General features: G+C 64.7%; 13 protein-coding genes. 8 read left to right on the forward strand and 5 right to left on the reverse strand.

Annotated elements, in window-relative coordinates:
• Together HAP40_RS14650 and HAP40_RS14655 are read right to left on the reverse strand one after the other, a co-directional pair.
• Positions 1 to 1,011, reverse strand: a complete 1,011-nt coding sequence (locus tag HAP40_RS14650; RefSeq protein WP_166817140.1) for a branched-chain amino acid ABC transporter permease — start codon at positions 1,009 to 1,011, stop codon at positions 1 to 3.
• Between the two features lie 191 nt (positions 1,012 to 1,202).
• On the reverse strand, positions 1,203 to 2,030 hold the full coding sequence (locus tag HAP40_RS14655; RefSeq protein ID WP_166817139.1) for a helix-turn-helix domain-containing protein: 828 nt from the start codon (positions 2,028 to 2,030) through the stop codon (positions 1,203 to 1,205).
• Between HAP40_RS14655 and HAP40_RS14660 the strand changes: the two genes are divergently transcribed.
• On the forward strand, positions 1,932 to 2,135 hold the full coding sequence (locus HAP40_RS14660; protein WP_166810901.1) for a hypothetical protein: 204 nt from the start codon (positions 1,932 to 1,934) through the stop codon (positions 2,133 to 2,135). The two genes, HAP40_RS14655 and HAP40_RS14660, sit on opposite strands and share 99 nt — an antisense overlap.
• A gap of 19 nt (positions 2,136 to 2,154) precedes the next feature.
• Here the strand turns inward: HAP40_RS14660 and HAP40_RS14665 are convergent, their stop codons facing one another.
• The 3 genes from HAP40_RS14665 to HAP40_RS14675 all read right to left on the reverse strand — a co-directional run bounded on the left by HAP40_RS14665 (position 2,155) and on the right by HAP40_RS14675 (position 5,397).
• On the reverse strand, positions 2,155 to 3,405 hold the full coding sequence (locus HAP40_RS14665) for an ABC transporter substrate-binding protein (RefSeq protein WP_166817138.1): 1,251 nt from the start codon (positions 3,403 to 3,405) through the stop codon (positions 2,155 to 2,157).
• Positions 3,406 to 3,611: 206 nt separating this feature from the next.
• On the reverse strand, positions 3,612 to 4,346 hold the full coding sequence (locus tag HAP40_RS14670; protein ID WP_166817137.1) for an SDR family NAD(P)-dependent oxidoreductase: 735 nt from the start codon (positions 4,344 to 4,346) through the stop codon (positions 3,612 to 3,614).
• Positions 4,347 to 4,356: 10 nt separating this feature from the next.
• Entirely contained in the window at positions 4,357 to 5,397 is a 1,041-nt protein-coding gene (locus HAP40_RS14675) for a LacI family DNA-binding transcriptional regulator (RefSeq protein WP_166817136.1), read from the reverse strand.
• 191 nt (positions 5,398 to 5,588) lie between these two features.
• Between HAP40_RS14675 and HAP40_RS14680 the strand changes: the two genes are divergently transcribed.
• The 7 genes from HAP40_RS14680 to HAP40_RS14710 are packed head-to-tail and all read left to right on the forward strand — an operon-like array spanning position 5,589 to position 12,748.
• The gene (locus tag HAP40_RS14680) at positions 5,589 to 6,887 is read left to right on the forward strand and encodes an ABC transporter substrate-binding protein (RefSeq protein ID WP_166817135.1); all 1,299 of its coding nucleotides are present in this window, start codon (positions 5,589 to 5,591) and stop codon (positions 6,885 to 6,887) included.
• Positions 6,888 to 6,946: 59 nt separating this feature from the next.
• Positions 6,947 to 7,834, forward strand: coding sequence for a carbohydrate ABC transporter permease (locus tag HAP40_RS14685; protein ID WP_166817134.1), 888 nt, complete (start codon positions 6,947 to 6,949; stop codon positions 7,832 to 7,834).
• A 4-nt stretch (positions 7,835 to 7,838) separates the two neighbouring features.
• Positions 7,839 to 8,666 carry a carbohydrate ABC transporter permease gene (locus HAP40_RS14690; protein WP_166817133.1) on the forward strand — a complete coding sequence of 276 codons (828 nt, stop codon included), beginning with the start codon at positions 7,839 to 7,841 and terminating at the stop codon, positions 8,664 to 8,666.
• A gap of 7 nt (positions 8,667 to 8,673) precedes the next feature.
• Positions 8,674 to 9,678 carry a zinc-dependent alcohol dehydrogenase family protein gene (locus HAP40_RS14695; protein ID WP_166817132.1) on the forward strand — a complete coding sequence of 335 codons (1,005 nt, stop codon included), beginning with the start codon at positions 8,674 to 8,676 and terminating at the stop codon, positions 9,676 to 9,678.
• Between the two features lie 6 nt (positions 9,679 to 9,684).
• On the forward strand, positions 9,685 to 10,758 hold the full coding sequence (locus tag HAP40_RS14700; RefSeq protein WP_166817131.1) for an ABC transporter ATP-binding protein: 1,074 nt from the start codon (positions 9,685 to 9,687) through the stop codon (positions 10,756 to 10,758).
• Positions 10,755 to 11,714: a sugar kinase gene (locus HAP40_RS14705; protein WP_166817130.1), complete on the forward strand. Its 960-nt coding sequence runs from the start codon at positions 10,755 to 10,757 to the stop codon at positions 11,712 to 11,714. Before HAP40_RS14700 ends, HAP40_RS14705 begins: the two co-directional genes overlap by 4 nt.
• Entirely contained in the window at positions 11,711 to 12,748 is a 1,038-nt protein-coding gene (locus tag HAP40_RS14710; RefSeq protein ID WP_166817129.1) for a tagatose 1,6-diphosphate aldolase, read from the forward strand. Before HAP40_RS14705 ends, HAP40_RS14710 begins: the two co-directional genes overlap by 4 nt.
• Positions 12,749 to 12,776 lie beyond the last annotated feature (28 nt).

The following is a 12,776-nucleotide window of genomic DNA, read 5'->3' on the forward strand; positions in this document are numbered from 1 at the left end:
TCAGCGCCTCGCCAATAGGCCTTGCGGCCGGATGGCCAGCACCAGCACCATGATCAGGAAGGTCACGACGATGGCGTAGGTCGGGATGTAGACCGAGCCGAGCTGTTCGGCGAGGCCGATGATGAGCGCGCCGAGCGCCGCGCCGGGAATCGAGCCCATGCCGCCCACGATCACGACGACGAGCGAGGCCAGCAGGAAGCGGATGTCCTCGCCGGGCGACAATGACTGGAAGGTGCCGCCGACGACGCCGGCGATGCCGGCAAGTCCCGCGCCGAACGCGAACACCAGCACGAAGACGAGCTGGATGCGCACGCCGGTCGCAGCTAGGATATCGCGATCGTCGACGCCGGCGCGGATGATCATGCCGACGCGGGTGCGGTTGAGCGCGAGCCACATCGCCACGCCGATGACCACGGAGGCGGCGAAGATCACGAGCCGCACCAGCGGATATCTGAGATAGACCGGCTCGCCCGAGGATTTGATGGCCGTGACCAGCGGCAGCTCTATCGGACCGATCAGCCAGTTCGGCGTCTGGATCTGATAGAAGTTGCCACCGCAAGCCCATAGCATGAGGTCGGCGAACACGATCGAAAGCCCGATCGTCACCATGGTCTGCCTGAGATCCTGTCCCTCCATCCGGCGGAACACAAGGACCTGAAGCAGGACACCGACCAGGGCGGTCAGGATGAAGGCGGCGATGAAGCTGAGGATCCAGGACCCGGTCGATGCGCTGACGGCGTAGCCGACATAGCCGCCGAACAGATAGAGCGAGCCATGCGCGAGATTGACGTTGCGCATCAGGCCGAAGATCAGCGTGAAGCCGCTGGCGACGAGGAAGTACAGGCCTCCGAGCGTGATGCCGTTGAAGACCGCGTTGAGGAAGACGCGCTTGCGGCCGATCGCCTCTTCGAGGCCGGGCGGCCAGACTGCGAAGGCCAGCCAGAGCAGAATCGCAACGGCAATGATCGCGATCAGCGCCCAGGCCGGGTGACGTTCGACGAAGCGGCTCATGCGTGCTGCCCGCTCTTGCAGGCGGCGCGCCTGAGGCCCGTCGAATGCAGGTCAGACAGCCTTGCCGCGGCCGCTAGCCTCGCCATGAACGTACGCTCCCGTCGGTCGCGACCATCTTGGGATCGCGTTGCCCGCATCCTAGCCGGGCTGCGAGAGGGACGTTTGATCGTGAGTATCTTTTCGCGCAGCGATCAGGTGCGCAAAACCTTGGCTGCGCGACGATAATCGGTCGGCGCCATCCCGACATTGGCGGCGAAGAAGCGGGTGAAGCCGCTTTGCGAGGAGAAGCCGAGATCAAAGCCGATATCGGCGATCGGCGCTTCGCTCGCCACCAGCGCTTCGAGCGCCTGTTCCATGATCAGCGTGTTGAGATAGAGGTTCGGCGTGACGCCGGTCTGGACACGGAACAGCCGGTAGAAATGTGGCCGGGACAGCCCGGATTCCCGCGCGATCGTATCGAGCTCCATCTCCGCCCCGGGACTCTCCGACATCAGCCTGATGCATTTGCGCACACGGAAGTCGGTCACGGCGCCGTTGGCGCGCGCATCGCGCGCGCTCTCGGCCTGCTGCCAGCTTTCATCGTAGCAGATGTCGATCAGCCGTCGCAGCTCGGAATCGAGGCTGGAGAGCGATGGTGCGCCGCAAACGAGCGCGGCGGTTCGCCTGATGTGCTTGTCGAGGGCCGGCGTCCGCTTGAACTGGGTGCGGCCGAAACGCAACCGGTCGGAGCCGGAGGCGTCGGGCGCAAACCATTCGGCATTGACATACAGCACGAAGAAGATCGCGCCACCGTCGACATCGGCCGGCAGGAAGTTGTGCGGCTCCCAGGGATTGACCGCGACGACAGAGGATTCGGTGAGGTCATAGTGCCCGTTGGAGACGTCAATGCATGCGGGCATGCCGCCGACATGGAAGATCAAATGACCTTCACGATGGGCGTGAATATTGAAAGGCCGGTTCAACTGATAAACCGTCGCCCGGCCGAACCGGCCGTGGAAGACGGCGAGCGCACGGCTCATGCCTTCCCCTCCCGAATGTTCTTGTCTTTTCCGCCAGCGTTCATCAACGCCGACGAGATTGCAAGAGCGGAGAGCGACCGCGTCAGCAAGTCGCTCTCCGTTTGAGCGTTCCGGAGGTGATGCGTCAGTATTTCTTACATTCCGGTACGGTCCGGCTTGGCAATCCGATCTTGGAGAACACCGCCGGATCGTAGCCGAGCGTCTGGTTCACGTTCGGGATCACCTTGACGACCTTGCTGAACAGCGCGCCCTTGCCGTCGTCGACCACCTCGGTGACGAAGTTGGTGCCGATCGCCTGGCGGTTGGAGTCGAGCTTGATCTTGCCGTTCGGCGCATCGAGTTCGATCTTCGCCAGCGCTTCCTTGAACTTCGCCTGGTTGTTCGAGAGGTCGCCGTTGACCTGACGCAGTGCGAGGATCAGCGCCATGGTTGAATCATAGTAGTTGGTCGCCAGCAGCGACGGGCTCGGGAAGCGCTTGTTGGGTGGGAAGGCGTCCTGATAGGCCTTCACGAACTTCTGCCAGCCCGGATCCTCCCAGGTATCGGCCTGGCCGCTCGCCGCGATGGTACCGACCAAGGCATTCTTGGCGTTGCCCTTTGACGACAGGATGGTCTGGTCGATCATGATGGAACCTCCCATCAGATGCGCCTTGCCGCCGGCCTGCTGGTACTGATTGAGGAAGTTGACGGCATCGGCGCCGCCAAGGCCGAGATAGATGGCATCGACGTCGTCGGGCAGGGCGGCGATGACGGAGGCGAAGTCCTTCGTTCCCAATGGCACCCATTGCCGGTTGGTCACCTGTCCGCCGGCGCCGCAAAATTCAAGCACGAGGCCGAAGACCTGCGTGTAGATGAAGGAATAGTCTTCGCCGACGGTCGCGATCTTGCGATACTTCTTTTCCTCATAGGCGTATTTGCCGAGGCCGACCTGCCACTGCGCGCCGTCCATGTTGTAGCGGAAGAAGTTCGGGGCGGGATCAACGTAAGTCGTTTCCTGGGCGCCGGAGGCCGCGTTGATGAAGGTCAGCTCGGGGTGGGTTTTGGCGAAGTTCTTCACGGCGATGCCTTCGTCGCCGGAGAGCGGCGACAGCAGGATCTGCACCTTGTCCTGCTCGATCAGCTTGCGCACGGCCCGCACTGCGGAGTCCGGCGTTGCGTCGGTCGAGGCGACGATGAATTCGAGCTCCTTGTCGCCGATTTTCTTGCCGAGCACGTTGAGGGCGGTCTGATGGCCGCGCATGCCGTCCTCGCCGAGCACCGTATAGGTGCCTTCGAGCGTTGCGGTGACGCCAACCTTGATCTTCTCCTGAGCGATCGCGGCGCCTGAAAGAAACAGGCTGCTCAGCGCGAGCAGCCCCACACTGCATTTCGACATCGTGCTCCTCCCTGTGTGTCGTCGATTTGTCGCCGCGCCGGGCCGGCGCTGCGCCCGCAGCTCGAAAGGCGTGCGGATTTGACGGGGAGGCTAACCGAAGTTGCATGCCGTGCATGCGTGGACGTCCCGTCCGGCTTGACGGGCAGTCTCATTTTGGATGTTGCGGCGCAAATGGTTCTGCGGTGCAGCAGGTAACGGCTGCAGGATCACCCCGCGAGGAATCCACCATCCACGGCAACGACGGTGCCGGTCGCATATTGCGAGGCCGGCATACAGAGGAAGGCGACAGCCCCGGCGATGTCTTCGGGCTGCCCCCAGCGCTTGAATGCGGTGCGGTCGGCGATGCGCTGATAATGGGCGCGATCGGTGCGGCCGGCGGCGTTGATCGCGGTCTCGATATAGCCGGGCGCGACGGCATTGACGCGTATGCCCTCTTCGGCCCACTTCAGAGCCAGCGCCTTGGTCAGCATCACGACGCCGCCCTTGCTGGCGCAATAAGCGGGAATCCGTGGCAGCGCCAGCGTCGCATTCATCGAGGCGATGTTGACGATCGAGCCCCTCGTCTGCGCGAGCCGCGGATGGAACGCCATGCAGGTCCGGAACGTGCCGGTGAGATTGACGTCGATCACCTTCATGAAGGTCTCGATCTCGAACTCTTTGTCGCGGGCGAGAATGCCGGCGCAGTTCACCAGCGCGTCGACGCGCTGGTGCTGCCGCGCAAAGGACGCGACGGCCGCATCGTCGGTGACATCCAGTGTCGCGAGCGTGAGCCCGGTGCGCGGCTGCAGCAGCGTGCGGGCAAGATCGGCCTCGTTCGCGCCGGTCGCCGTCACCGTCGCGCCGAGCTCGCAAAACTGGTTGCTGATCGCAGCGCCTATGTCGCCGGCGCCGCCGATTACGACGGCATGAAAGCCGGGTGCGAGGGAGAAATTCGAATTCATCGGTGGGGTCTCACTTCAGTTCTTTCGGCGGCGGCGCCGTCGACTCGCGAACCACGAGCGAGAAGTCGATCTCGCGGTGCATGATGGTCTGCTCGCCGGCAAGGCTCCGCACCAGATATTCCCCGGCGCGCTGCCAGGTTTCTCCGGTCGGAACGTGGATCGTCGTCAGGCTCGGCCGCAGATGACGGCTCCAGTCGAGGTCGTCGAAACCAACGACTGAAAGGTCGCGCGGCACGGAGAACCCGTCGCGCTCCGCCTCGAGCAGCACGCCATAGGCGATGACGTCGTTGCCGCACACAACGGCGGTCGGACGTTCCCTGAGGTTGAGGAGATAGCGCGCCGCCTCGCGCGCGTCGTCCAGCGTGTAGGGCACCTCGACATGCCATTGCGGCGGAAGCTCCAGACCGTTTTCGGCGAGCGCTCGGCGAAATCCGGCGACCCGGGCGCTGGCGCGGTCGTTGTTGCGCTGGAGCGCCGAGACGATCCCGATGCGGCGGTGGCCAAGCTCGATCACATGCGCGGCGGCGCGATGGGCAGCGGCCTCGTTGTCGGTGCCGACGCAAGGGTAGGGCCTGTCAGGCTGGTAGATGCCGACATTGATGAACGGCACCGCATTGTCGGACAGCAGCTTGCGCAATCCGTCGTGATGGCAATCGCCGCGCAGCACGAGGCCGTCGACACCCCGGCTGATCAGGTTGCGCGCCTGCTGCAATTCGACGTCGAGATCATAGCCGCTCGTGGTGAGAAACAGCATGTATCCGACCGAGGACAGATATTGCTGCAGCGAGGCGATGCCGCGCGCGAACATCGTGTTGTCGATGGTCGGCACGATCGCGCCGAGGGTGCGCGAGCGGCGCGACGACAGGATCCGTGCCGGCGCGTGCGGGATGTAGCCGAGCGCCTCGATAGCCTGCTCGATGCGCGCGCGCAGGGACGGGCTCACCGCATCGGGATTGTTGAGGGCGCGCGAGACCGACGCCGTGGACACGCCCGCGCGCGCCGCCACGGCGCGGATGCCCTGTTTCACGGATTTGGCGTTGGTCAGCCTCATGTATGTAACGTTACATCTTGCATGAAGAGCGAGCGGTAGCGGTATTGTCGCGAATTTGCCGCAGATTGCGCGGCTTGTCCATCGCTTGACACGGCGGATGTGAGGTCTATTTTGTAACCGTTTTCAAGTGATGCTCAAACACGTTCAAAAGGGTCTGCCAGTTTAAGGCGGCCAGCCGGGAGGAGAGTTCGATGAAGGCCAGGATGCTCGCGACGCATGTCGCGTTGCCCGTTCTCGCGTTTGCCGCCAGCACGCAGGTCCACGCAGCCGATTTCGACTGGATGAAGTTCAAGGGCAAGACCGTCACCTTTCTCGCCAACAACAATCCGGTCGCCCAGGCGCTGCTGACCTACAAGGCCGATTTCGAGAAGCTGACCGGCATGACCCTGAAGGTCGATGGCTATCAGGAGCAGCAGATGCGCCAGCGTCTGGTCACCGTCATGAATGCGAACAGCGACGAGGTCGATGTGTTCATGACGCTGCCCTCGCGCGAGGGTGAGCAGTTCGCCGCGGCCGGCTGGTACGGCGATCTCACCGCGATGGCCAAGACCGAGGTGGCCAAGGAGTACGATTCGGCGGGGCTGAGCCAGGCCCTGCTCAAGGCCGCCACCTTTGGCGGCAAGCTGACCAGCATGCCGATGAACATCGAGGGCCCGATCTTCTATTACCGCACCGACATCTTCAAGAAGTGCGGCCTCGAGGCGCCGAAGACCATCAAGGAGGTCGAGGCTGCGGCTGCGAAGATCAAGACCTGCGACAGCGCGGTCACGCCCTTCGTCTCGCGCGGCCTCAAGCCCGCGATCGCCTACACCTTCAGCAATATGCTGCACAATATCGGCGGCGCGTATATCGCGAGCGGCAAGTCGAACCTCTGCTCGGCGAAGGGCAAGGAGGCGCTCGACACCTATAGCCGGCTGCTGCGCGACTTCGGACCGCCCGGCGTCGTCAATTACAGCTTCCAGCAGATTTCCGCGCTCTACCGCAGCGGCCGTGCGGCGATGGCGTTCGAATCCTCGAATGAACTGCGTACGGTGATGGAGGGCGGCGCGCGCCTGAAGGACACCGGCCTGTTGCCGTTCCCGGCGGGCGAGGCCGGCCAGGTGCCGACCACGATCGGCTGGGGCATGGCGGTGTCCTCGCACAGCAAGCAGCCGGAGGCGGCCTGGTACTTCGTGCAATGGGCGACCAGCCCCGAGGTGCAGAAGAAGATGGCGCTGCAGGGCATCGCCCCGCCGCGTCCGTCGGTCGCCAAGGACCCTGAATATCGCAAGTGGATCGACGAGGAGCCGGTTCGCAAGGAATGGCAGGCCGCGCTCGACGTGCTCGCCACCAAGGGCTCGTCCGAAGTCGGCTATCCCATCGTCGCGAACCCGGAATCGCGCGAGTTCATCGGCCAGGCCGTGCAGGATCTCATCCTGAAGCAGAAGCCGATCGACCAGGCCTGCGCGGATGCCGACAAGGCGCTGGATGCGCTGATCGCCCAGAAGTAACGCTCGGTGCCGGCTGGCTTTGCCGGCCGGCGCCTCGTCCCTCTCAAGGAAACGCACGCATGTCTGACGCGGCTGCGACACTCACGCAGGACCGGCAGAAGCTGGAAATGTCCGCGCTCTCCGCGCCGGCCGTGATCTTCACGGTCGCGATGATCGCGTTCCCCGTCGTCTATACGGTCTGGCTCGGCTTCCAGAATTTCTCCTCGACCGGAAAGCAGTCCTTTGCGGGCCTTGCCAATTATTCCAGGCTGGTCGCCGACTACGAGTTCTGGCACGGCCTATGGGTCACGATCGCGCTTTATGTGCTGTCGCTGGCGCTGCAACTCGTCTTCGGCGTCTGGCTGGCGCTGGTGCTGTTCCACGCCAAGCGCCTGCCGGGCATCGTGCGCTCGCTGTTCATCTCGCCCTTCATGATGCCGCCGGTGGTCGCGGGCATGATGTGGCTGGTCATCCTCGATCCCTCGCTGGGCGCGGCCAATTACATCCTGCAATCGCTCGGCCTGCCGCCGTCGGACTGGCTGGCCTCGCCATCGCTGGTCATTCCGACCGTCGCGCTGATCGACAGCTGGCAGTGGACCCCCTACGTCGCCCTGATCGTGCTTGGCGGTCTGCAATCGCTGCCGCCGAGCGTCTATGAGGCCGCGCAGATCGACGGCGCATCGCCGTTCAAGACCTTCCAGCGCATCACGCTGCCGCTGTTGCTGCCGACCATCGTCACCGCGGCGATCCTGCGCAGCGTCGATCTCTTGCGCTTCTTCGACATCATCTACATCACCACCCAGGGCGGCCCGGGCAACGCCTCGAACACGCTCAACATCTACGGCTTCCGGGTCGGCTTCGAGTTCTTCAACATCGGCTATGCCAGCGCCCTGATGCTGACGCTGACGGCGATCGTGTTCGGCGCCGTGCTCGCCTTCAATCGCCTGCGCGGCGCGGTTGCCTGGTGACGCCATGACCGACGCTGCCAACACCGATCGCTGGATCCGCTGGCTCAACACCGTGCAGCTCGTGCTGGCCGGCGTGCTCATCATGGCGCCGACGGTCTGGATGGTGCTGTCCTCGTTCAAGCCTTCCTTCGAGGTCACCGCCTATCCGCCCACGCTGTTGTTCACGCCGACGTTGGAAAACTATGTCGAGCTGACCAGGACCACGCCGTTCCTGAGCTACGCGCTCAACAGCCTCATCGTCACCGTCGGCTCGACGGCGCTTGGATTGCTGTTCGGTATCCCCGCGGCCTTCGCCGTCTCGTGGACGCGGATTTCGTGGCCGGCGATCCTGACGCTGGCGGCGCGCATGGCGCCCGGCACGCTGTTTCTGCTGCCGTGGTACGTCATGTTCCGGCAGGTCGGCATGATCGGTTCCTACACGGCGCTGATCCTCAGTCACGCCGTCATCACGCTGCCGATCGTGATCTGGGTCTTGCTGCCGTCCTTCGACGGCATTCCGCGCAGCGTGTTCGAGGCGGCGCAGGTCGATGGATGCAGCGTCACGCGCATCCTCTGGCGCATCGCGCTGCCGCTGGTGGCCTCAGGCGTCGCGGTGTCGGCGATCCTCGCCTTCGTGTTCTCGTGGAACTACTTCCTGTTTGCGCTGGTGCTCTCCAATGGCGACACCAAGACGCTGATCGCGGCGGCCTTCAACTTCATCGGCGAAGGCTCGACGCAATGGGGCGCCCTCATGGCCGCGGCGACGCTGATCGCATTGCCGCCGCTGGTGCTGGCGGCCCTGGTTCAGCGCTGGCTGGTCTCCGGACTGACGCTCGGCGCGGTGAAAGGCTAGGTCTCTGATGAATGTATCACCCCGTCCGAACGCGATCATGCAGGCCGCGGTCTTCCACGGCAACGATCGCATCACCATCGAGCGCGTGGCGATGCCCGAAATCGGCACCGGCGAGGTGCTGGTGCGCGTCTCGCGCACCGCGCTGTGCGGCTCGGACTTCAAGCTCTGGCACAAGGGCGCCGAATTCACCGCGGGCCATGAGATCTTTGGCGTGGTCGAGCAGCCGGGTCACCGGCTGCATGGCCGCCGCTGCGCCGTCTATATCCCCTTGCACTGCGACCGCTGCGCCGCCTGCAAGCGCGGCGATACCCAGATGTGCCTGGAGGTCTCCAGCCTGATCGGCTGGAACAGGCCTGGCGGCTATGCCGAATATGTGCCGGTGCCGGAAAATTGCCTGCTGCCCGTCCCCGATGACATCGAGGACAGCCTTGCGCCGCTGCTGCTCGACACCATCGGCACGTCGGGCCACGCCGTGCGCTTCGTCGGCCGCGTGGTGCCGCCGGCCGAGGCCGGACCGGTTCTCGTGATGGGGGCAGGGCCTGTCGGCCTCGGCGTCGTGCTGGCGCTCCGCGCGCTCGGTTACCACGACATCTACGTCGCGGATCCGAACGGGGCGCGTCTCAGGATCGCGCAATCCTTCGGTGCCAAGGCGCATCCCGTCGGCGACACGTCGAAGCGTTTTGCCCTCATCATGGAATGCTCAGGCGCGCATGCGGCGCGCAATCTCGGCATCGAGCTGGTCCTGCCGCGCGGCGCCCTGGTGCTGGTCGGCGAGAACGCGGCGCCCTGGACCATCGAGGAAGGCAAGGTGTTCCGCCGCAAGGATTTCTACATGATCCGAACCTTCTATTTCCCGGTCTCCGATTTCGAGCCGAATGTCGAGCTGTTGCGCAGATACAAGGACGAATACCGCGTCCTCGTCGACGGCGAGTTCGGCCTGTCGGCTCTTCCCGAGAATTTCGCCCGCTTCGCCAGGGGCGAGCTGATCAAGCCGGTTCTGGCACTGGACTGAGCGGTCATGGCCTCGATCTCGATCCGCAATCTCGTCAAGCGCTACGGCAATTTCACCGTGATCCCCGATCTCAACCTGGAGATCGCGGACCACGAGTTCGTCGTCTTCGTCGGCCCATCCGGCTGCGGCAAGTCGACCCTGCTGCGCATCATCGCCGGCCTCGAGCCGATTTCGTCAGGCGACCTTTATATTGGCGACAAGCGCGTCAACGGGGTGCAGGCGGCGCAACGCGACATCGCGATGGTGTTCCAGGACTACGCGCTCTATCCGCATATGAAGGTCTACGACAACATGTCGTTTGCACTGGAGCTGCGCGGAGTGGCGAAGGCCGAGATCGATGCGCGCGTGAGGCGGGCGGCTGCGCTTCTGCACATCGAGCCTTATCTCGACCGCAAGCCGAAGGAGCTCTCCGGCGGCCAGCGCCAGCGCGTCGCCATGGGCCGCGCCATCGTGCGCAATCCCAAGGCGTTCCTGTTCGACGAGCCGCTGTCGAACCTCGACGCAAAACTGCGCGGGCAGGTGCGGGCCGAGATCAAGGCGCTGTCGCAGGAGCTGAAGACCACCATGGTTTTCGTCACCCACGACCAGATCGAGGCCATGACCATGGCCGACCGGATCGTGGTGCTCCAGAGCGGCACGATCCAGCAATATGACACGCCGGAGACGGTCTATGAGCGTCCCGCCAACCAGTTCGTCGCCGGCTTCATCGGCTCACCCGCGATGAACTTTTTCCCGGTCGAATGGCGTCAGGAACGTGCGATCCTCGCGCAAGGTGGGACGGTGCTGCCGCTGGACGGCGAGACCGCGGCGCACCTGAGCAAGGCCGGCAACGCCGTGCTGGGCATTCGCCCCGAGCATTTCGCAGTCGCTACGGATTCCGCCGATGGCATCGCCATCAACGTCAAGCTGGTCGAGCCGCTCGGCTCGGATACCCTGATCCATTTCGATCTCGCCGGCGGCTCCGCCATCGCGCGGGTCGACCCGGCACTGCGGCCGAAGGTCGGCGACCGCCTCAGCCTGCGTCCGCAGCCGGGCAAGACCCATTTGTTCGATGCTTCCAACGGGCAGGTGCTGCGGTGAACTCGGCAGCCAACATCGGTGATCTGTCGGCGCTGGCGGACGTTGCGTCCAAAGCCCGGCCTGCGCATGTGATTTGCCTGGGCCTGTCCGCGCTCGACCAGGTCTGGCGCGTCGAACGGCCGTTCGCGGGTGGAAGCGAGAAGATCAAGGCCGTCGAATACGGCACGCTTGGCGGCGGCATGGCTGCCAATGCGAGTGTTGCCGTGGCAAAGCTCGGTGCGTCCGTGGCGTTCTGGGGACGGGCAGGGAATGACGCCGCGGGCCACGAGATGAGGTCGGCCTTCGTGGCCGAGGGCGTCGACGTCGAGAATTTCCGCCTGTTTCCCGACGGCCGCTCGTCCGTCTCCGGAGTCATCGTCGACAGCTCCGGAGAGCGCCAGATCGTCAATTTCCGCGGCCTCTATCCCGAAGCCGCCGATTGGCTGCCGCTGAAAAGCGTCGCGCGCGCATCGTCCGTGCTGGCCGATCCGCGCTGGGTCGAGGGCGCCGCGACGCTGTTCCGCGAAGCGCGAGCGCGCGGCATTCCGACGGTGCTGGACGGCGACATGGCCGACGCCGAGGTGTTCGAGCGTCTGCTGCCGCTGACGGACCACGCGATCTTCTCCGAGCCCGCGCTCACCTCCTTTGCCGGCTCGGCCAGGGACGACTCCCTTGCAGCGGTCGCGCGTTTCGGCTGCGGGGTCATCGCCGTCACACGCGGCGAGGGCGGCGTCAGCTGGTACGAGAACGGTCAGCTGCACCAGCAGACGGCTTATGCCGTCGAGGTTGTCGACACCACGGGTGCCGGCGACGTCTTTCACGGCGCCTACGCGCTTGCGATCGGCGTCGGCCTCGATGTGCGCGCCGCCATGGCGTTTTCGGCCGCTACGGCCGCGATGAAATGCCGCCACGCCGGTGGCCGTAACGGAATCCCCGATATCAACGAGTGTCTTGCATTCATGAGGACGACGCCATGAGAACGATTGGAAAAAACCGCGGCCTGGCACGGCTTGCCGATGCGGACGGCCACTTTCGCATGGTTGCGCTGGACCAGCGGCCGCCGCTGTTCGATGCCATCGCCAAGGCGAAGGGCATCACCCGGGAGCAGGTCGAGTATTCCGACGTCACGGCGGCAAAGCGCCTTCTCGTCGAGAACCTTGCGCCGCATTGCAGCTCGATGCTGTTCGATCCGAATTTTGCCGTGCCCGCGGCAATCGACCTGTTGCCGCCGCGTTGCGGCCTGATCATGACGCTGGAAGAGCATCGCGTCGAAGAGACTGCAGGCGGCCGCAAGTCCCGCGCCATCACCAATTGGAGCGTGGAGAAGATCCGCGCCATGGGCGGGGACGCCGTCAAGGTGCTGGCCTGGTACCGGCCGGACGCCGATGCTGCCGTGAACGAGCACCAGAAGCGCTTCGTGCGCGAGATCGGTGTCGAGTGCGCCCGCCACGACATTCCGTATGTCCTCGAGCTGCTGGTCTATCCCTTCCTCGGCAGCGCCAATCACACCGCCGACTATGTGGAATCGCCGGGCAAGCTGCCGGGCCTCGTCATCGACAGCGTGCGCGAGTTCGCCAAGCCGGAATATGGCGTCGATCTGCTCAAGCTGGAAAGCCCGCTTGCGGCCAACGGCCTGCCGGCCCGCGACGGCGGCGCCGAAGCCAAGGCCGCACAGAAGGAGTTCGATGCGATCGGCGATATCTGCCGTGGGCGCAGCATCCCCTGGGTGCTGCTGTCGGGCGGCGCTGCCCCGGAGAAATTCGAGCGCGTTCTGGATTACTCCTATGCCGCAGGCGCAAGTGGCTTTCTCGCCGGCCGCACGATCTGGCTCGACGCCGTCCTGAAGAATTTCCCGGACCGCGCAGCGGTGGCGGCCAGCCTGCGCAAGGATGGCTTCGGCGTACTGGAGCGGCTCAACCAGCTCACCACCGCCAAGGGAACGCCGTGGAAGGCGCGCTTCCCGGGGTTCACCGATATCAAGCAGGAAGGTGACTTCGCGCGCGCCTACTGAAATGGTAGCGGTTCCGCGTGGTCTCGCA

The organism is Bradyrhizobium sp. 1(2017), assembly GCF_011602485.2.
In the GTDB taxonomy this organism is placed as follows: Bacteria; Pseudomonadota; Alphaproteobacteria; order Rhizobiales; family Xanthobacteraceae; genus Bradyrhizobium.